The following is an 18,928-nucleotide window of genomic DNA, read 5'->3' as shown; positions in this document are numbered from 1 at the left end:
CATCCGCGTTGGGCGAGAAACGTTTAGCTTTTCCCCGCTGCTTTGTCGGGTATAGGTGGGTCGCGATGACCCGTGCGCTTCGGCTCGCGGGTCACTGCTATATCTACTAGAGGGCGCAGGCGCGGTGCAATCGGCTTCCCTGCGCGCCCACGCAGCATCGCGTGCCGGGGGCGGGGCTTACTTCGGTGGCATCCGAATCGCCCCATCCAGCCGAATCACCTCGCCGTTGAGCATCTCGTTCTCGACGATGTGCTTCACCAGCTTGGCGAAGTCTTCGGGCCGGCCCAGGCGCTGGGGGAAGGGCACGCTGGCGGCCAGGGCGTCCTGCACGGCCTGGGGCATGGCAGCCATCATCGGCGTGGCGAAGATGCCGGGCGCGATGGCCATGCAGCGGATGCCATGGCGGGCCAGGTCTCGGGCCAGCGGCAAGGTCATCGCGGCGATGCCGCCTTTCGAGGCGGCATAGGCCGCCTGGCCGATCTGCCCGTCGTAGGCGGCGACGCTGGCGGTCGAGACGATCACGCCGCGTTCGCCGCTTGGTGTGGGGACGTTGCCGCTCATCGATTGGGCCGAGAGCCGCGCCATGTTGAAGCTGCCGACGAGGTTGATGTCGATCACGCGCTTGAAGAGCTCGAGCGGGTGCGGGCCGTCTTTGCCGACGGTCTTGGCCGCCGGTGCAATGCCGGCGCAGTTGATCAGGCCGCGCAAGGGGCCGAGCGCGACGGCCGCATCGACGGCGGCTTGGGCCTGATTCGCATCGGTGACGTCGCAGGCCACGAAGCGGGCACCGATCTCTTGGGCGAGGGCCGTGCCGCGGTCGGCTTGCAAGTCGGCGATGACGACCTGCGCCCCTTCGGCGGCCAGCGCGCGGGCGGTGCCTTCTCCCAGGCCCGAGGCCCCGCCGGTGATCAGGAAGACGTGTCCGGTGATGTCCATGGCGACGATTCTGGTCGTCAGCGGTGCCGTGCGGCAATGAAAAAGGCCGCTGAACCAGCGGCCTTCGTCACGAGCGCATTCTTGCGATCAGCCCAGCGCCGCCAATGCGCGGGCGGTGATTTCTTCCACGGTGCCGGTGCCCGAGATCTTGCGGTACTTGGGCGCCTGAGCGTCGCCGGTGGCGGACCAGTTCGAGTAGTAGTCCACCAGCGGGCGGGTCTGGCTCTGGTACACGTCGAGGCGCTTCTTGACGGTGTCTTCTTTGTCGTCGTCGCGCTGGATCAGCGGCTCGCCGGTGACGTCGTCCTTGCCTTCGACCTTGGGCGGGTTGAACTTGACGTGGTAGGTGCGGCCCGAGGCCACGTGCACGCGGCGGCCGCTCATGCGTTCGATGATGGCCGAGTCGGGCACGTCGATTTCGAGCACGAGGTCGAGCTTGACGCCAGCCGCCTTCATGGCGTCGGCCTGCGGGATGGTGCGCGGGAAGCCGTCGAACAGGAAGCCCTTGGCGCAGTCGGGCTGCGTGATTCGCTCTTTGACGAGGCCGATGATGATGTCGTCGCTGACCAGGCCGCCGGCGTCCATCACCTTCTTGGCTTCAATGCCCAGCGGGGTGCCGGCCTTCACGGCGGCGCGCAGCATGTCGCCGGTCGAGATCTGCGGAATGCCGTACTTCTGGCAGATGAACGCGGCTTGCGTGCCCTTCCCGGCGCCGGGCGCGCCCAACAGGATCAGTCTCATGGTCTACCTTGGGAATTGAGGGAATGTGGCCGGGCCTGAGGGGATCGAAGCGAACGTTCGATGACAGCCCGCGAAAACGGGCGCGAGGATAGCACGCGACCCCCTGACGGCTGGCTGACGCCAGGGGCCGCCGGGGCGCGATCAGCGCATCAATGCACGCACGCGTTCGAGGTCTTCGGGGGTGTCCACGCCGGGGCCGGGCCGGGTGTCGCTCATGTGCACCGCGATGCGTTCGCCGTGCCAGAGCACGCGCAGCTGTTCGAGCGACTCGATGGCTTCGAGCGGGCTGGCCGGCAGTTGCGGGTAGCGGCGCAGAAAGCCGGCGCGGTAGCCGTAGATGCCCACGTGCCGCAAGGGCGCGGCCATGGCCGACGGGGGCAGGGCGGCGGCATCGGGCCGCGAGCCATCACGCCACCAGGGCATGGGTGCGCGCGAGAAGTACAGCGCGCGCTGGGCGGCGTCGAGCACCACTTTGACGACGTTGGGGTTGCGGAACTCGGCCTCGTCGTCGATGGCGTGCGCGGCGGTGCTCATCACGCAGTCGCGCCGCGTGTCGAGCAGGCCGGCGCAGGCGTCGATGAGGGCCGGGTCGATCAGTGGCTCATCGCCTTGCACGTTGACGACGGCATCGTCACCGTCGAGCCCGAGCAGGCGGCAGGCCTCGGCGAGGCGGTCGCTGCCGGTGGGGTGATCGGCCGAGGTCAGCACGCAGTCGATGCCATGCGGGCGGCAGGCGGCGGCGATCTCTTCGTGGTCGCAGGCGATGACGATGCGCGCGGCTTTCGAAAGCGCCGCGCGTTGCGCCACGCGCACGACCATCGGCGCGCCGTTCAGGTCGGCCAGGGGCTTGCGCGGCAGGCGCGTGGACTGCAGCCGCGCGGGGATCAGGACGGTGAAGCTCATGCGGTGGTTCGGGCGGCGCTCGGGGTCACAGCGACCGACGGCTCAGGCGTCCACCATGCCGCCGCCGGCCACGGCGCCGGTGTCGAGCGAGCGGGCTTCGGCTTCGAGCATTAGCGGGATGCCGTCGCGCACCGGAAAGGCCAGCCGGTCGGCGTGGCACACCAGTTCTTGCGCGGCCTGCATGGGCGGGCGAAGGTGTTCGAGCGGCCCCTTGCAAACGGGGCAGACCAGCAGGTCAAGCAGTCGGGTTTCCATGGGCGGTCCTCGCGGGGCGTGGGGGCAACAGCCGCAGCAGCTCGGTCTCGAACGCGGCGCAGGGCGCGAAGTCTAGCGTTGCGACCCACACGCGCGTCGTGCCGACGCGGCGGGGGTGGAGCTTGACGGCGTCTTTCTCGGTGACAACCACGTCGGGCGTGCCTGCGGGCCAGGGCAACTCGGCGAAGTCGTGGTGATCGGGCAAGGGCAGGGGGCTCGCCGAGACACCGGCCTGGGCCAGCATGTCGAAGAAGCGTTGCGGCCGGGCCATGCCGGCGGCAGCCAGCACCGGCCGGCCCGCGAGGGCGAGCAGCGCGTCGAAGGTCGCGGGCTCACCCTGCCACCAGCGGTCGAGCGCGACCACACCCACCAGGCGCCGCTGCGCCAGGTGGCCCGGCCAGCCGGTCGAGGGGCGCTCGGCGTTGTAGAGCACCAGGCTGCGCGGCGGTGCGATGGGTGGCATTGGCTCGCGCAAGGGACCGGCCGGCAGCAGGCGGCCGTTGCCCGCGCCGCGTTCGTCGAACACGATGATTTGCGCGTCGCGCGCGAGCCGCCAGTGCTGCAGGCCGTCGTCGCTGACGAGCACGTCCACCTGCGGGTGCAGGCGCAGCAGTTCGCGGCCGGCGGCGGCGCGGTCGCGGCCCACCACCACCGGTGCGCCCGTGCGCAGGTGCATCAGCAGGGGTTCGTCACCGGCCTGGGTGACGGGGGTGTCGCGCTGCACGGCGCGCAGGGTGTCGTCGCTTCGGCCGTAGCCGCGCGAAACGATGCCGGGCGTCCAGCCGTGTCGGCGCAGCAGGGCAACCACGGCCAGCGTGGTGGGTGTCTTGCCCGCCCCGCCCGCGATGAGGTTGCCGACGACGACGACCGGCACCGGCAGGCGTTCGCGCTTTTTGAGGCCGGTGGCATAGAGCACCGAGCGCAGCGTGAAGAGTGCGCGATAGACCCAGGCGACCGGCAGCAGCAGCGCCGACAAACCCCCGCGCCCCAGCCAGGCGGCTTCGATGCGCGAGGCGGCGCTCACGGACCGGTTCGCGGCGTCAGCGGGCTTCGCCGCCGTTGGGCACCTGGGCGGCGAAGGTCAGGCGAACCAGGCCGGCGCGGCGCGCGGCGTCCATCGCGGTCACCACGGCCTGGTGCGGCGAGGTGGCGTCGGCCGAGATGATGACGATGGTGTCGGCGTTGCCCTGGCTCGCGGCCGACAGTTCGGTGGTCAGCACCTCGACGTTGCGCGCGTCCAGCGTCTTGCGGTTGACGGCAAAGCGCCCATCGCCCGACACCGACACGATCACCTCGCGCGGGTTGTCTTTCGGCCGCTCGGCGCTGGCGGTCGGCAGGTTGACCTGCAGCTCGGTGAACTTCGAGTACGTCGTCGAGAGCATCAGGAAGATCAGGACGACCAGCAGCACGTCGATGAACGGGATCAGGTTGATCTCGGGGTCTTCGGGGCGGTGCTTGTTGAACTTCATCGCGCGGGTGCGGGTTCAGGCCGCGGCGGCGGGTGCGGTCGCGGGGCCATTGACCCGGCGCGCAGCGATCGAGAAGCGCATCAGGTGCGGCACGAGGCGTTCGCTGGCGAGCTCCATTTCGAGCGTGTAGGCCTCGATCAGGCCGCGGAAGTAGCGGTAGCACATCAAGGCCGGGATGGCGATGATCAGCCCGAAAGCCGTGTTGTAGAGCGCGATCGAAATGCCGTGCGCCAGCTGCGCCGGGTTGGTGCCGCCGCTCGGGGCCTGCGAGCCGAAGATCTCGATCATGCCGACCACCGTGCCCAGCAGCCCCAGCAAGGGCGCTGAGGTCGCGATGGTGCCCAGCGTGTTCAGGTAGCGCTCCATGCGGTGCACGGCGGCGCGGCCGGCGGACTCGAACGCGCTGCGCAAGGCTTCTTCTTGAATGCGCGGGTCGGCCACCACGGCGCGCAGTCCCGACGCCAGCACGGTGCCCAGCGTCGAGCTGGCCGCCAGCTTGTTCACCACGTCGGGCGCCGGCAAGTGGGCACGGGTGACGGAGATGACTTCGTCAAGCAGGCGAGGCGGCGCGACGCGCAGGGCCCGCAGGCTGTAGAACCGTTCGATGATGACCGCCAGAGCGATCAGCGAGCACAGGATCAGCGGATAAATCGGCCAACCAGCGGCTTGTATGATCGAAAGCAATCCGGTCCTCTCTGCGTGCGTGGTGCGATGGAATGCGGTGCGGAGCACCGGCTTCACGAAGCAGCGCCGCTGCGCCACCCCTCGTTTTGAGCCGCGCGATTATGGCCCCAAGGCCAAGCGCGACCCCCTCCGAAACCCTTGCTGTTGCCCGTTGTTGCCTTTGCCGCAGAAGCCGTGGCATTGACGGGGTGGGAGGGCCGATCCGTCCACCGCTGCTGTGGACAACTTTGTGGGCAACCCCAGGTAGAACGCGCCAAAGCCGCGCCAAATCAGGCCTTGCAACAGATTGCTTATTCTTTAGGCAGAAAAAAGTTGTTCAAAATCAATCACTTGAACGATTGTGAAAGCGCCATGACAGGCGCATCGGGCCGCCAGCCCTTGCTGCGCGGGCTTGTGGAGTTCTCGGCCCGCATGAACGCTGGGTTTGCGCATGGTTGAGCCATTTGCGGGCCGTGTGGAACGGCTGGTATGGAGCGTCGCCGGCCTGCTGCACGCCGTGTCGGACGCGATGGCAGCACGCTTCGCGGCCGTCACCGTGCGGGGCGAGTTGTCGGGCTTTTCGCGGGCGGCCAGCGGCCATTGCTACTTCAGCCTGAAAGACGCCGACGGCGCGCCGGGGCTGGTGCGCTGCGCGATGTTTCGCCGCGCGGCCGGCCTGATCGACTTCGCCCCGGCCGAAGGCCAACTGGTCGAGTTGCGCGGGCGGTTGGCGGTGTACGAGCCGCGCGGCGAGCTGCAGTTCGTCGTCGAGTCGATGCAACGTGCGGGCGATGGCGCGCTGTTCGAGCAGTTCCTCAAGCTCAAGGCGCGGCTCGAAGCCGAGGGCCTGTTCGACCCCTCGCGCAAGCGCGAGCTGCCGAGGTTTCCGCGTCGCATCGGGGTGGTCACCTCGCGCGGGGCGGCGGCCCTGCACGACGTGCTGACCGCCCTGGCGCGTCGTGCGCCGCATGTCGAGGTGGTGGTCTACCCCTGCTTGGTGCAAGGGCCCGAGGCTCCGCCCACGCTGGTCGAGGCCATCGCCACGGCCGCGCGCCGTGCCGAGGTGGACGTGCTCATCGTCTGCCGTGGCGGCGGCTCGCTGCAAGACCTGTGGGCCTTCAACGACGAGCGCGTGGTGCGGGCGGTGGCGAACTGCCCGCTGCCGGTGGTGTGCGGTGTGGGGCACGAGACCGACGTGAGCCTCAGCGACTTCGCGGCCGACCTGCGCGCGCCCACGCCCACGGCCGCCGCTGAACTCGTCACGCCGACGCAGCAATCGCAGCTGGACGTGCTGGAGGCGTTCGCCATGCGACTGATCCGGCGGGTGGACCATGCGCTCGATCAGCACGTGCAGCGCCTGGACCGCGCCACGCTGCTGCTGGCGCGCCCGGGGCAACTGCTGCAGCGCCAGTCTGAGCGATTGAACGACCTGCAGCGGCGCTTCGACGGCGCGCGCGCGCGGGCCTTCGACATGCACCGACGCCGGCCCCATGAGCAGGCAGCGCGACTGCTGCGTGCCAGCCGTGCGGCTCTGGCGCTGCGCAGCGAACGTCTGCAGACGCTGGAAGCGCGCCTGCACGGCGTGGACCCGCGCCGGGTGCTCGCCCGCGGCTACGCCTGGCTGACCGATGCGCAGGGCCACCCCGTGGCCAGCGTGACGCAGCTCGCGCCTGAGCAGTCGGTGCGGGCGGTGCTGACCGACGGCGAGGTGCAGGCGCGCATCACCGAGGTGCAAGCGGCGCCGCCCGGCGTGTCGCGCTGAGAGAGTGCCCGCCGCGAACGCAGGCCTTGATGCCTGCCTACAATCGCCGACGATATCGCCCGGCTTGCTTCTGAACGTTCTGACGCCTGAAAGGAAAGAATATGGAACACACCCTCCCGCCCTTGCCCTATGCCCACGATGCGCTTGCCCCGCACATGAGCAAGGAAACGCTCGAATACCACCACGACAAGCACCACAACGCCTACGTCGTGAACCTGAACAACCTGCAAAAGGGCACCGAGTTCGAGTCCATGAGCCTCGAGGACATCATCAAGAAGTCCTCGGGCGGCATCTACAACAACGCCGCGCAGATCTGGAACCACACCTTCTTCTGGAACTGCCTGAAGCCCAACGGCGGCGGTGAACCCAAGGGCGCGCTGGCCGATGCCATCAACGCCAAGTTCGGCAGCTACGCCGCCTTCAAAGAAGCCTTCACCAAGAGCGCCGTCGGCAACTTCGGCTCCGCGTGGACGTGGCTCGTGAAGAAGGCCGACGGCTCGGTGGACATCGTCAACATGGGCGCTGCCGGCACGCCGCTGACGACCGCCGACAAGGCGCTGCTGACCATCGACGTGTGGGAGCACGCCTACTACATCGACTTCCGCAACCTGCGCCCGAAGTTCGTCGAGACCTTCCTGAACTCGCTGGTGAACTGGGAGTTCGCCGAGAAGAACTTCGCGGCCTGATCCACCTCAGTGCCGCATGCAAAAAGGGCCGGTCAATGACCGGCCCTTTTGCTTGGGGTGATCGTCGGTGAACCGGGGCGTGCCTCAGGGCTTGAAGGGCGCGCCGGTCAGCTTGAACCCCGGCTTGATGGCGCGTTTGGCGAACCAGCCCTGGTTCATTTCGAGCACGAAACGCACGGGCTGCTTCGAGCAGTGCGAGTCGGTGGTCTGCGGCTTCATGTCTTCGATGTTGACGACCGTGCCGTCGTCGGCGATGAACGCGGCCGACAGGGGCAGCAGCGTGTTCTTCATCCAGAAACACTGCACGCCTGGTTCTTCGAACACGAACAGCATGCCCTCGTGCGTCGGCATGCTCTTGCGGTGCATCAGGCCGATGGTGCGCTGAGGGGCGGTCTGCGCCAGCTGCGCCTGGATGACGTGCATGCCCGCGTTGAGCCGGATGGTCGGCAGCGATTGGGGTTCGAGCGCGTGGCCGACCGAGGTCGCCGCGATGAACGTCAGGCTGATGAAAAGTCGCTGAAGGATGATTCGCATGGCAGGGCGTTTCGAGTGGCGGGCCAATTATCAACGTCGCTTGCGACATGTCGTGGACAGGCGCAGCATGCCCACCTGGAACCCATGGGCCCTGTCTTAGAATCCTTCGGGTTTTCACCCAAAAATCATCAGCGAGCGGAGCCAGTCATGTACCAACACATCAAGGTGCCCGAGGGCGGGCAAAAGATCACTGTCAACGCGGACTTCTCGCTGAACGTCCCCGACCAGCCGATCATTCCCTACATCGAGGGCGATGGCACCGGCTTCGACATCACGCCGGTGATGATCAAGGTGGTGGATGCCGCCGTGGCCAAGGCCTATGGCGGCAAGAAGAAGATCCACTGGATGGAGATCTATGCCGGCGAAAAGTCGACCAAGGTCTACGGCCCCGATGTATGGCTGCCCGAAGAAACGCTCGAAGTGCTGCGCGACTACGTGGTGTCGATCAAGGGCCCGTTGACCACGCCGGTGGGTGGTGGCATCCGTTCGCTGAACGTGGCCTTGCGCCAGGAACTCGACCTCTACGTCTGCCTGCGCCCGATCCAGTATTTCAAGGGCGTGCCCTCACCGGTGAAAGAGCCCGAGAAGACCAACATGGTCATCTTCCGCGAGAACTCGGAAGACATCTACGCCGGCATCGAGTTCGAAGCCCAGAGCGACAAGGCCAAGAAGCTCATCAAGTTCCTGCAAGAGGAATTCGGCGTCAAGAAGATCCGCTTCCCCGAGACTTCGGGCATCGGCATCAAGCCGGTCTCGAAGGAAGGCACCGAGCGCCTGGTGCGCAAGGCGATCCAGTACGCGGTGGACAACGACAAGCCCAGCGTGACCATCGTGCACAAGGGCAACATCATGAAGTACACCGAAGGTGGCTTCCGTGATTGGGCCTACGCGCTGGCACAGCGTGAATTCGGTGCCGAGTTGATCGATGGTGGCCCGTGGTGCAAGTTCAAGAACCCGCGCACCGGCCGCGAGATCACGATCAAGGACTCGATCGCCGACGCCTTCCTGCAGCAGATCCTGCTGCGCCCGGCCGAGTACTCGGTGATCGCCACGCTGAACCTGAACGGCGACTACGTCTCTGACGCGCTGGCCGCGCAAGTCGGCGGCATTGGCATCGCCCCCGGCGCGAACCTTTCCGACTCGGTGGCCATGTTCGAAGCCACCCACGGCACCGCGCCTAAGTACGCTGGCAAGGACTACGTGAACCCCGGTTCAGAAATCCTCTCGGCCGAGATGATGCTGCGCCACATGGGCTGGACCGAAGCCGCCGACATCATCATCCGCGCGATGGAAAAAGCCATCGACTCGAAGAAGGTCACCTACGACTTCGCGCGACTGATGGACGGCGCGACGCAGGTGTCGTGCTCGGGCTTCGGTCAGGTGATGATCGACCAGATGTGATCGACGCGATCAACGAACGATCGTTCGAAAGGCCCGCCTCGGCGGGCCTTTTTCGTTGCGCCGCAAAAACGAACCTGTGCGACGAAGTGGCCCGCACCTTGCTGTGCCGGTGAAAAGCGGGCCGGGTGTGATCCATTTCAGGCCCTTGCAGTCGGCCCCCTTGGCGCAATATCCGTTTCAGTGAACGCCGGCTTTGTCATCTCTATAGAATGAATTCATGTCTGACGACAAGCCCAAACTCCCTCCTCAGCCCACGCCCGACAAGGGTGACGGCGCGGTGGTGGCCGAGCGCCAAGCCGCGAAGACAGAACCACCCCGGATGTACCAGGTGGTGCTGCTCAACGACGACTACACGCCCATGGAGTTCGTGGTGATGGTCTTGCAGGAATATTTCAAGCGCGACCTGGAAACCGCGACACAGATCATGCTGAAAGTTCACAAGGAAGGGCGTGGCGTTTGTGGTGTCTACACCAAAGACGTCGCAGCGACGAAAGTCGAGTTGGTGTTGACCGCAGCCCGTCGGGGTGGTCACCCGTTGCAATGCATTATGGAGGCCGCATGATTGCGCAAGAGCTTGAAGTCAGCCTGCACATGGCGTTCGTCGAGGCGCGTCAGCAGCGCCACGAATTCATCACCGTCGAGCACTTGCTGATGGCGCTGCTGGACAACCCGTCCGCTGCCGAAGTGCTGCGCGCCTGTTCGGCCAACATCGACGAACTGCGAAAGAGCCTGTCGCAGTTCATCAAGGAAAACACCCCCACCGTCGGCGGCGCTGACGAAGTGGACACGCAGCCGACGCTGGGCTTCCAGCGTGTGATCCAGCGCGCGATCATGCACGTGCAATCCACCGGCAGCGGCAAGAAAGAAGTCACCGGCGCGAACGTGCTGGTGGCGATCTTCGGCGAGAAGGATTCGCACGCCGTCTACTACCTGCACCAGCAGGGCGTGACGCGCCTCGATGTCGTCAACTTCATTGCCCACGGCATCAAGAAGTCCGACCCACCGGAGCAGCCGAAGTCGAACGAGGCTTCGGGTGCCGAAGGCGAGAAGGAAGAAGGTGAAGGCAAGGGTTCGCCGCTCGACCAATTCACGCAGAACCTCAACCAGATGGCGCGCGACGGCAAGATCGATCCGCTGATCGGCCGCGACCACGAGGTCGAGCGCGTGATCCAGATCCTGTGCCGCCGCCGCAAGAACAACCCGTTGCTGGTCGGCGAGGCCGGCGTGGGCAAGACCGCCATCGCCGAGGGCCTGGCCTGGCGCATCACGCAGAACGACGTGCCCGAGGTGCTGGCCGACGCGCAGGTGTATTCGCTCGACATGGGCGCATTGCTGGCGGGCACCAAGTACCGCGGCGACTTCGAGCAGCGCCTCAAGAGCGTGCTCAAGCACCTGAAAGACCAGCCGAACGCGGTGCTGTTCATCGACGAGATCCACACGCTGATCGGCGCGGGCGCGGCCTCGGGCGGCACGCTCGACGCGAGCAACCTGCTGAAGCCGGCGCTGTCCAGCGGGGCCATGAAGTGCATCGGCGCGACGACCTTCACCGAGTACCGCGGCATCTTCGAGAAAGATGCGGCGCTGTCGCGGCGCTTCCAGAAGGTGGACGTGATCGAGCCCTCGGTCGAACAGACCGTCGAAATCTTGAAGGGCCTGAAGTCGCGCTTCGAAGAGCACCACAGCGTGAAGTACGCGCTCGGCGCCCTGCAAGCGGCGGCCGAGCTGTCGGCGAAGTTCATCAACGACCGCCACCTGCCCGACAAGGCCATCGACGTGATCGACGAGGCCGGTGCCGCGCAGCGCATCCTGCCCAAGAGCAAGCAGAAGAAGACCATCACCCGTACCGAGGTCGAGGAGATCGTCGCGAAGATCGCGCGCATCCCGCCGGCCAACGTGTCGAACGACGACCGCGCCAAGCTCAAGACGCTCGACCGGGACCTCAACAGCGTGGTCTTCGGCCAAGAACCCGCCATCGAGGCCATCGCGGCCGCGATCAAGATGGCGCGCTCGGGCCTGGGCAAGCCTGACAAGCCGATCGGCTCGTTCCTGTTCAGCGGCCCGACCGGCGTCGGCAAGACCGAGGTCGCCAAGCAGCTCGCCTATGTGCTCGGCATCGAGATGATCCGCTTCGACATGAGCGAGTACATGGAGCGCCATGCGGTCAGCCGCTTGATCGGCGCGCCCCCGGGCTACGTCGGGTTCGACCAGGGCGGTCTGCTGACCGAGGCCGTCACGAAGAAGCCGCACTGCGTGCTGCTGCTCGATGAGATCGAGAAGGCGCACCCGGATGTCTTCAACGTGCTGCTGCAGGTCATGGACCACGGCTCGCTGACCGACAACAACGGGCGCAAGGCCGACTTCCGCAACGTCCTCATCATCATGACGACGAATGCGGGCGCCGAGACGATGAACAAATCGACCATCGGCTTCACGAACGCCCGCGAGAGCGGCGACGAGATGGCCGACATCAAGCGCCTGTTCACGCCCGAATTCCGCAACCGGCTCGACGCGATCATCAACTTCCGTGCGCTCGATGAAGAGATCATCCTGCGCGTGGTCGACAAGTTCCTGCTGCAGCTGGAAAGCCAGCTCGCCGAGAAGAAGGTCGATGTGACTTTCACCGACGCGCTGCGCAAGCACCTGGCGAAGAAGGGCTTCGACCCGCTGATGGGCGCACGGCCGATGCAACGCTTGATCCAGGACACGATCCGTCGTGCGCTGGCCGACGAGTTGCTGTTCGGCAGCCTGGTCGATGGCGGGCGCCTGACGGTCGATGTGGACGCCGACGGCAAGACGGTGCTCGACATCCAGCCGCCCAAGCGCGACAAGCCCAAGGCCGAGCCGGCCACGGCCTGATGCGCAGGCGATGACTCACACGACGGGGCCTTCGGGCCCCGTTTTCGTTGTGACGACACGGTGTGCGGTTCAGGCCGCGCGCCCGGCCGGGTCTTGCAGAAAGAATTCGCGCAGCATCTCGTACAGGTAGGGGTCGTCGTCTCGCAGCGCTGTACCGGCCACGAAGAAGGCCTCGCAGGCGACCGCAAAAAACTCGCTGGGCGACTCGGCGCCGTAGGGGTCGAGCACGGTGGCGTGGCCTGCATCCACGCGGCGGCACAACCGGGCGTAAGCAGCTTCCATGACCATGACCCAGCGCTTGGGGTCGATGCGTGCGGGCAGTGGCGGCATGCCGTCGGGGCCGTGGCCGCGCATGTCGAGCACGTGCGCGAATTCGTGGATCACGACGTTGTAGGCCTGTTCGGCGGTGTCGCCGGCCTCAGCCACGTCGCGCCACGACAGCGTGATGGGCCCGCCTTCCATGGCTTCGCCGGTGAGTTCTTCGTCGTAGCCGTGCACGACGCCGACCTCGTCGGTCACCTCGCGACGGGCAACGACTTCGCCGGGGTGCATCACGATGCCGACGAAGCTGTCGTACCAATGCAGGCCGAGTTGCAGCACGGGCAGGGCGGCTTGAGCGGCCACGGCAACCGCCATCTCGTCGGTGACCTGCAGGCCGTTGGCGCCGGTGAATTCTTTCTGCGCGAGAAAGAGGGTGCTGAAGTCTCGCAGGCGTTGGGCGTCGTCCGGGGGAAGTGTGGTCAGGAATGGATAACGCGCGAGCGTCAGCGCCCACAGCGCATCGGGAATCGCACGTTCGCGCAGGGTTCGCGATTCACGCCACCGCCGCAGCGAGCGCCACCACGCGGGCATTGCGCGACTCAGCGGGCCGCTTCGACGAGCGACAGGCGCGCGAAGCCGGCGATCGTCCAGCGCAGCACTTCGGCGCGCGGCTGGGCATGGTCGCAGTCCCAGTCGGACAGCACATGCCGCTCGGTGGTGGGGGACAGGGCTTCGCTGCCGGGCCGGTGCGTGTGGCCATGCACCAGCACCGTGGCCTGCGCGGCCGCGAGCCACTGCAAGGCCGTCGGCACATCGACATCGGCCCACAGGCTGGGGTCGTGTCCCAGGTCGCGTTTGCGGGCTTCGCTTTTGTCGCGCAAGTCGCGCGCGAAGGTGCGGCGCTGGGCCAAGGGCTGGGCGAGAAAGCCGCGCTGCCAGAGCGCGCTGCGCACCAGGCGGCGAAACTGCTGGTAGTCAGCATCGGCGATGCACAGCGCATCGCCGTGGGACAGCAGCACGCGCCGGCCGAAACAATCGACCACGGTCGGGTCTTCGAGCAGCGCCATGCCGCAGTCGCGCAACATGTCCGCACCCACGAGGAAGTCTCGGTTGCCGGCCATGAAGCCGAGCCTGACGCGCGAGGCGCTGCGCTGCAAGAGATCGACGCAGCGTTGTTCGAAGGCGTCGTGCCGGGCGTCGTCGCCGACCCACACCTCGAACAGGTCGCCGAGGATCAGCACCGCATCGGCCGGTGTGCGGCCGAGGTAGTCGGACAGCGCCGAATAGGTGCGCGGCGTGTCGGCACCGAGGTGCAGGTCCGAGATGAAATCGATGGCGCGGCAGCCGGCCGGTGGCTGCCACGCCGAGACCGGCGGGATGGTGAGGGGGGCGCTCAACACGGGCGAGTGCAGCGTGAGCGCCGGATCACCGCGAGCGGTCGGTCGCGCGGATCAACCCACCACCGTGGCTTGCGTGATGACCACGTCTTCGACGGGCACGTCGGCATGGCCAGCGTTGCGGCCGGTCTTCACGCTTTCGATGGCATCGACGACATCTTGGCCAGACACGACCTTGCCGAACACCGCGTAGCCCCAGCCCGAGGCTGACTCAGACGTGAAGTTCAGGAAGCCGTTGTCGGTGGTATTGATGAAGAACTGCGCCGAGGCCGAGTGCGGGGCGCTGGTGCGCGCCATGGCGACGGTGTAGTGGTCGTTCTTCAGTCCGTTGTTGGCTTCGTTCTGGATCGGTGCGTCGGTCGGCTTCTGGTTCATGCCCGGCTCGAAGCCACCGCCCTGAATCATGAAGCCCTTGATGACGCGGTGGAACACCGTGCCGTTGTAGTGGCCCTTCTCGACGTAGGCGATGAAGTTCTTCACCGTCTCGGGGGCCTTGGCGTCGTCGAGTTCGAGAACGATGTTGCCCTTGTTGGTTTGCAGTTCGACTTGTTTGCTCATGTCATTTCTCCAGCGAGGCTTTCTTGATGGTGATGGTCTCGACCGGCACGTCGCCGGGGCGGGTGCGCACGGCGCGAATCTTGTCCACCACGTCCATGCCCGAGATCACCTTGCCGAACACCGCGTAGCCATTGCCATCGGGCGACTTGGCGGCGTTGAGGAAATCGTTGTCCTTCACGTTGATGAAGAACTGCGAGGTGGCCGAGTTCGGATCCATCGTGCGGGCCATCGCGATGCTGCCGCGCACGTTGTCGAGGCCGTTCTTCGCTTCGAGGGCGATGGGCGGGCGCGTGGGCTTCTCTTTCATGTCGGCGGTCATGCCGCCGCCCTGGATCATGAAGTTGTCGATCACGCGATGAAAAATCGTGCCGTCGTAGTGGCCGGCCTTCACGTACTGCACGAAGTTCTCGACGGTCTTGGGGGCCTTGGCCTTGTCGAGCTGCACGACGATGTCGCCCATCGAGGTCGAGAGCTTGACCTTCTGGGCGAGGGCTGCAGCGTGTGCGCTTAGGCCCAGCACGGCGGCGGTGGCCCAGGCCAGGCAACGGGTCTTGGTGTTCATCCGCTTGGTGTTCATCCGATCACTCCTTCGTAGAAGATTTTCCATTGTCCACCCTCCCTGACCCAATACTGGCGGCGCAGGTTGCCCGTGCGTTGGCCTTGCAGCACTTCGCCAAAGGTCACGACCAGCAGCTCGCTTTCGTCGCGCCAGGAAATGATGGACAGTTCTTTGATGTCGGACTCGCGTCCGCGGGCGGTCTGGCGCTCTTTCTCAAGCGTTTGCGACCAGGCGGCGAGGTCGGTGCTGCCATTGGCGAACCGCACCGAATACAGCGACAGCAGCTTGCGCGAGTCGCCCGTCGAGCGCGCGTTGCGCCAGCGCTCGACCAGCAGACGGGCGAGGTCGCGCTCGGCGGCCAGCTCGCTGGGCGCCAGCCATTCGAGCTTGGGCGCGATGACCACCGGCGTGCGGCGCGGGGCCACGTCGCGCAGCAGCCGCTTGAGGTCGTCGTTGGCCAGCACCACGCAGCCGTCGGTGGTGAGCGGGGTGCGTGCGAAGTTCTCGGGGGGAACGCCGTGCAGCCAGATGCCGCTGCCCGTCTTGCCACGGCGGCGGTCGTATTCGTTGGGGTAGTTCAGCGTCAGCGCGCCGGGGCCGTAGAAGGGCTTGAGCTGAGCGTCGTCGAGCCGTGCGTTGATGAAGTACACGCCCAGCGGCGTGCGCTGGTCGCCTTCGACGTTCTTGCCCACGCCTTGCCGGCCGAGTGACACGTAGTGGTCCGCGATCAGCTGCGGGCCCGTGGGCCGGTTTTCAAACAGGTACAGGCGCGAGCGGCTGGCATCCACCGCGATGGCGTGGCGCGTGGAACTGGGCAAGTCGAGAAACTGCCGCGGCAGCTTGTTCTGCGGCGGCCGCTCGCTCAGCGCGGCGAGTCGCACGGCGGCTTCTCGGCGCAACTGCGCCAGTTGGTCGTTCGCGGCACCTGCGAGCGACGACGGCGCGGCTCCCAGCCCTGGCAGGGTGCCGTGCCGGGCCAGCAGCAGGTCGCCGTAGACCAGTTGCGCCAGCTGGAAGTTGGGCACTTCGCGCGTCAGCGATTCGGCGCGAACGAGCGCCGTGCGCGCTTGTCCGGCGCCGATCAGGCGGTAGATCTCGATCAATCGCGCCTCAGGGCCCGTTGGCAGCGCGGAGGCCGTGCCAATGTTGGACACCGCGGGCGTGGGTGCGGTGGGCGGAGTTTTCGCTGGCGGCCGATCCGACGGGGGCGCCGATGCGACACCTCCGACCAGTCCAAGCAGCAAGGCAGCGATGCACATCGCGCGATGCCGGCCGGCAGGTGCGGCGGCATGCGCGGAATGGAGGCGCCTCACGAACCCGTGCTTTCCTTCTGGATCAGCCACTTGCCGTTGCTGCGCACGAGTTCGAGCGTCTTGCGGCTCGACACCTTCAGCGCGTCGGCGCGGTAGTCCTGACGGAAGCTCACGGTGGCCTTGTCGCCTTGCACATCGGTCGAAAGGTCGGACAAAACCACGCTGATCGAACGCTTGTTCATGATGCGGGCGCGGCGGTCGTCTTCCCATGCCTTGCGAGATTTCGAGGTGCCCGAAAAGTTGCGCGTGTAGGCGGCGAGGTAGTCGCGCATGTCGCGGCGGCTCCAGGCATCTGCCCAGACCTGGATCGCGGCCTCGACATCTTTTGCGGCCGTGGCGGCGGGCTTGGGGGGTGTCTGCGCCGGGGCGGGGGCAGGGGCCGGTGCTGGCGCGGCCACAGGGGGCTTGGCGGCAGGGGCGGGGCTCGGCGCGGCGGCTGGCGCAGGGGCTGCAGCCACGGGCGGCTTCGGCGCAGGCGACGCGGTGGCCACCGTGGTGCCGCGCACGGTGAACAGGTCGCGGATCAGGGCCAGCTTTGGCGGCACCGCCGCGTTCGTGCTGTTCATCTGCAAGGCCTTCGAGTAGGCCTGGCTCGCCAGCTTGGCATACACGTCGCCGAGGTTTTCGTAGGCGGTCGCGTAGCTCGGGTTGGTGCGAATCGCGCTCTCAAGCGCGCGCCGCGCTTGTTCGTACTGGCCCTGCTTGCCATACAGGACCGCGAGGTTGTTGTGCGGTTCGGGCAGGTCGGGAAAGTCTTGCGTCAAGGCCACGAAGACAGCGATGGCCTCGTTGGTCTTGCCTTGCTCAGACAGGATCACGCCCTTGAAAAAGCGCATCTGCGCGTCTTTCGGCGTGCTGGCCAGGGCCTGCTCGACCTTCTGCAGCGCCTCGCTCGACTGACCGCCTTGCAGCAGGCGGTTGATCTCGGCGGCATCGGGTGCGGCATGCGCGGCGAAGCACAGGGCCAGCGCGGCAACAGCAGCGCCGGCGGAATAACGGAGACGAGTCATCGAAGTCCTGGTGAGCGTTATGTGGGCCCGTGCTGGAGCGACCCCGCCATCTGCGCGAGCCCGTCAAAGGGCTGCCGCTATACTCGAAAAATTGTATCGTAGCCCCGCAGCGTCAGGCCCCGTGGCGACCCGCAGGGGCCGCTTCTTCCTCGACGCTCCCCCGCCCGGCCACGGCTCTGGCGGCTCCCCTCGGTGGGCTTTCGAGCATCCCATCCCCGATACCCGCCGATGACCCTGCGCATCTTCAATTCGCTGACCCGCCAGACCGAGGTCTTCACGCCCATCGATCCCCAGCACGTGCGCATGTACGTCTGCGGCGTCACGGTGTACGACCTGTGTCACGTGGGCCATGCGCGGTTGATGCTGGCATTTGACGTGGTGGCGCGCTGGCTGCGCACGCTGGGTTACCAAGTGACCTATGTGCGCAACATCACCGACATCGACGACAAGATCATCAAGCGTGCACTCGAACGCAACATCTCGATCCGCCAGTTGACCGACGAGATGACGCGCGCCATGCACGAAGACTTCGGTGCCCTGGGGGCGCTGCCCCCCACGCACGAACCCCGTGCCACCGAGTACGTGCCGCAGATGCTCTCGATGATCGAGACGCTCGAACGCAAGGGCCTCGCCTACCGCGCGCCGCAGGGCGACGTGAACTACGCGGTGCGCAAGTTCGAGGGCTACGGCAAGCTCTCGGGCAAGTCGCTCGACCAACTGCGCGCCGGTGAGCGCGTGGCCGTGCTCGACGGCAAGGAAGACCCGCTCGACTTCGTGCTGTGGAAGTCTGCCAAGCCCAGCGAACCCGACGACGCCAAGTGGGACAGCCCCTTCGGCCCCGGGCGTCCCGGCTGGCACATCGAGTGCTCGGCGATGGGTTGCGCCTTGCTGGGTGAGCGATTCGACATCCACGGCGGCGGGCTCGACCTGCAGTTCCCGCACCACGAGAACGAGATCGCGCAGAGCGAAGGCGCGCTGGGCCACCCGTTCGTCAACCTGTGGATGCACAACGGCTTCGTCAATGTCGTCAACGACCAGGGCGAAGACGAGAAGATGTCCAAGTCGCTGGGCAACTTCTTCACCATCCGCGACGTGCTGAAGCACTTCGAGGGCGAGGTGGTGCGCTTCTTCATGATCCGCACGCAGTACCGCAGCCCGCTCGGCTTCAGCGAAGCGAGCCTTGACGATGCGCGCAATTCGCTGCGTCGCCTCTACACCGCGCTCGACGCCGTGCCGGCGACCAGCACCGAGATCGATTGGTCGCAGCCGCAGGCCGTGCGCTTCCGCGCGGCGATGAACGACGACTTCAACACCGCCGAGGCCGTGGCCGTTCTGTTTGAACTCGCGGCCGATGTGAACCGCCAGCGCAGCGTGGCGCATGCCAACCTGCTGAAGGGCCTGGCCGGCACGCTGGGGCTGTTGCAGCAAGACCCGCGCAGCTATCTGCAAGGCGGGCAGGGCGGCGGGGTCGACGCGGCGCACATTGACGCGCAGATCGCCGCGCGCGCCGAGGCGAAGAAGGCCAAGGACTTTGCCCGCGCCGACCAGATCCGCAAAGACCTTCTGGCCCAGGGCATCGAGTTGAAAGACTCGCCGCAAGGCACGACCTGGGTGAAGGCCTGAC

21 protein-coding genes are annotated in these 18,928 nt (G+C 66.6%); 7 read left to right on the top strand and 14 right to left on the bottom strand.

The genetic code is table 11. The features are described 5' to 3' along the window. Positions 1–177 precede the first annotated feature (177 nt). The 7 genes from AC1KAT_RS01190 to AC1KAT_RS01160 all read right to left on the bottom strand — a co-directional run bounded on the left by AC1KAT_RS01190 (position 178) and on the right by AC1KAT_RS01160 (position 4,988). Positions 178–936, bottom strand: coding sequence for a 3-hydroxyacyl-CoA dehydrogenase (locus AC1KAT_RS01190; RefSeq protein ID WP_480321936.1), 759 nt, complete (start codon positions 934–936; stop codon positions 178–180). 87 nt (positions 937–1,023) lie between these two features. Further along, positions 1,024–1,677, bottom strand: coding sequence for an adenylate kinase (gene adk, locus AC1KAT_RS01185; RefSeq protein WP_480321934.1), 654 nt, complete (start codon positions 1,675–1,677; stop codon positions 1,024–1,026). 141 nt (positions 1,678–1,818) lie between these two features. Then, positions 1,819–2,580, bottom strand: coding sequence for a 3-deoxy-manno-octulosonate cytidylyltransferase (kdsB, locus tag AC1KAT_RS01180; protein WP_480321932.1), 762 nt, complete (start codon positions 2,578–2,580; stop codon positions 1,819–1,821). Positions 2,581–2,622: 42 nt separating this feature from the next. Beyond that, positions 2,623–2,835 carry a Trm112 family protein gene (locus tag AC1KAT_RS01175; RefSeq protein ID WP_480321930.1) on the bottom strand — a complete coding sequence of 71 codons (213 nt, stop codon included), beginning with the start codon at positions 2,833–2,835 and terminating at the stop codon, positions 2,623–2,625. Further along, positions 2,816–3,859 carry a tetraacyldisaccharide 4'-kinase gene (gene lpxK, locus AC1KAT_RS01170; protein ID WP_480321928.1) on the bottom strand — a complete coding sequence of 348 codons (1,044 nt, stop codon included), beginning with the start codon at positions 3,857–3,859 and terminating at the stop codon, positions 2,816–2,818. The genes AC1KAT_RS01175 and lpxK overlap by 20 nt, the downstream gene beginning before the upstream one ends. Before the next feature lie 16 nt (positions 3,860–3,875). Then, a complete protein-coding gene (locus AC1KAT_RS01165; RefSeq protein WP_480321926.1) occupies positions 3,876–4,304 on the bottom strand; it encodes an ExbD/TolR family protein in 429 nt (142 codons plus the stop codon). A 15-nt stretch (positions 4,305–4,319) separates the two neighbouring features. Beyond that, entirely contained in the window at positions 4,320–4,988 is a 669-nt protein-coding gene (locus AC1KAT_RS01160) for a MotA/TolQ/ExbB proton channel family protein (protein ID WP_480321924.1), read from the bottom strand. Between the two features lie 138 nt (positions 4,989–5,126). Here AC1KAT_RS01160 and AC1KAT_RS01155 point away from each other — a divergent pair, with 138 nt between their 5' ends. The 3 genes from AC1KAT_RS01155 (at position 5,127) to AC1KAT_RS01145 (ending at position 7,415) form a co-directional block, all read left to right on the top strand. Further along, positions 5,127–5,426, top strand: a complete 300-nt coding sequence (locus tag AC1KAT_RS01155) for a hypothetical protein (protein ID WP_480321922.1) — start codon at positions 5,127–5,129, stop codon at positions 5,424–5,426. Continuing rightward, positions 5,419–6,729 carry an exodeoxyribonuclease VII large subunit gene (xseA, locus tag AC1KAT_RS01150; RefSeq protein WP_480321920.1) on the top strand — a complete coding sequence of 437 codons (1,311 nt, stop codon included), beginning with the start codon at positions 5,419–5,421 and terminating at the stop codon, positions 6,727–6,729. Before AC1KAT_RS01155 ends, xseA begins: the two co-directional genes overlap by 8 nt. A 101-nt stretch (positions 6,730–6,830) precedes the next feature. Continuing rightward, positions 6,831–7,415, top strand: a complete 585-nt coding sequence (locus AC1KAT_RS01145) for a superoxide dismutase (RefSeq protein ID WP_480321918.1) — start codon at positions 6,831–6,833, stop codon at positions 7,413–7,415. Between the two features lie 84 nt (positions 7,416–7,499). On the opposite strand, the gene AC1KAT_RS01140 is transcribed toward AC1KAT_RS01145, so the two are convergent. Next, entirely contained in the window at positions 7,500–7,949 is a 450-nt protein-coding gene (locus AC1KAT_RS01140; RefSeq protein WP_480321916.1) for a DUF192 domain-containing protein, read from the bottom strand. A gap of 147 nt (positions 7,950–8,096) precedes the next feature. On the opposite strand from AC1KAT_RS01140, the gene icd reads away from it, so the two are divergent. The 3 genes from icd to clpA all read left to right on the top strand — a co-directional run bounded on the left by icd (position 8,097) and on the right by clpA (position 12,206). Then, a complete protein-coding gene (icd, locus tag AC1KAT_RS01135) occupies positions 8,097–9,350 on the top strand; it encodes an NADP-dependent isocitrate dehydrogenase (RefSeq protein WP_480321914.1) in 1,254 nt (417 codons plus the stop codon). A gap of 217 nt (positions 9,351–9,567) precedes the next feature. Then, entirely contained in the window at positions 9,568–9,912 is a 345-nt protein-coding gene (gene clpS, locus AC1KAT_RS01130; protein WP_480321912.1) for an ATP-dependent Clp protease adapter ClpS, read from the top strand. Further along, on the top strand, positions 9,909–12,206 hold the full coding sequence (clpA, locus tag AC1KAT_RS01125) for an ATP-dependent Clp protease ATP-binding subunit ClpA (RefSeq protein ID WP_480321910.1): 2,298 nt from the start codon (positions 9,909–9,911) through the stop codon (positions 12,204–12,206). The genes clpS and clpA overlap by 4 nt, the downstream gene beginning before the upstream one ends. 69 nt (positions 12,207–12,275) lie before the next feature. Here the strand turns inward: clpA and AC1KAT_RS01120 are convergent, their stop codons facing one another. From AC1KAT_RS01120 to AC1KAT_RS01095, 6 genes are all read right to left on the bottom strand, one after another. Continuing rightward, positions 12,276–13,058, bottom strand: coding sequence for a M90 family metallopeptidase (locus tag AC1KAT_RS01120; protein WP_480321908.1), 783 nt, complete (start codon positions 13,056–13,058; stop codon positions 12,276–12,278). Positions 13,059–13,066: 8 nt separating this feature from the next. Then, on the bottom strand, positions 13,067–13,864 hold the full coding sequence (locus AC1KAT_RS01115) for a UDP-2,3-diacylglucosamine diphosphatase (RefSeq protein WP_480321906.1): 798 nt from the start codon (positions 13,862–13,864) through the stop codon (positions 13,067–13,069). A gap of 54 nt (positions 13,865–13,918) precedes the next feature. Further along, the gene (locus tag AC1KAT_RS01110; RefSeq protein WP_480321904.1) at positions 13,919–14,422 is read right to left on the bottom strand and encodes a peptidylprolyl isomerase; all 504 of its coding nucleotides are present in this window, start codon (positions 14,420–14,422) and stop codon (positions 13,919–13,921) included. A gap of 1 nt (position 14,423) precedes the next feature. Further along, positions 14,424–14,984: a peptidylprolyl isomerase gene (locus AC1KAT_RS01105; protein ID WP_480324280.1), complete on the bottom strand. Its 561-nt coding sequence runs from the start codon at positions 14,982–14,984 to the stop codon at positions 14,424–14,426. A gap of 11 nt (positions 14,985–14,995) precedes the next feature. Next, positions 14,996–16,084, bottom strand: a complete 1,089-nt coding sequence (locus tag AC1KAT_RS01100) for a L,D-transpeptidase family protein (protein WP_480321902.1) — start codon at positions 16,082–16,084, stop codon at positions 14,996–14,998. 206 nt (positions 16,085–16,290) lie between these two features. After that, positions 16,291–17,304 (bottom strand): YybH family protein, encoded by a 1,014-nt coding sequence (locus AC1KAT_RS01095; RefSeq protein WP_480321900.1) that lies wholly within the window; start codon positions 17,302–17,304, stop codon positions 16,291–16,293. A 228-nt stretch (positions 17,305–17,532) separates the two neighbouring features. Here AC1KAT_RS01095 and cysS point away from each other — a divergent pair, with 228 nt between their 5' ends. After that, positions 17,533–18,927 carry a cysteine--tRNA ligase gene (gene cysS / locus AC1KAT_RS01090; RefSeq protein WP_480321898.1) on the top strand — a complete coding sequence of 465 codons (1,395 nt, stop codon included), beginning with the start codon at positions 17,533–17,535 and terminating at the stop codon, positions 18,925–18,927. Position 18,928: the final 1 nt, after the last annotated feature.

The sequence above is a fragment of the Piscinibacter sp. PDB5-1 genome (assembly GCF_056676035.1).
The sequence above is the reverse complement of the archived record's forward strand: the minus strand, read 5'-3'. Positions and strand labels throughout refer to the sequence as shown.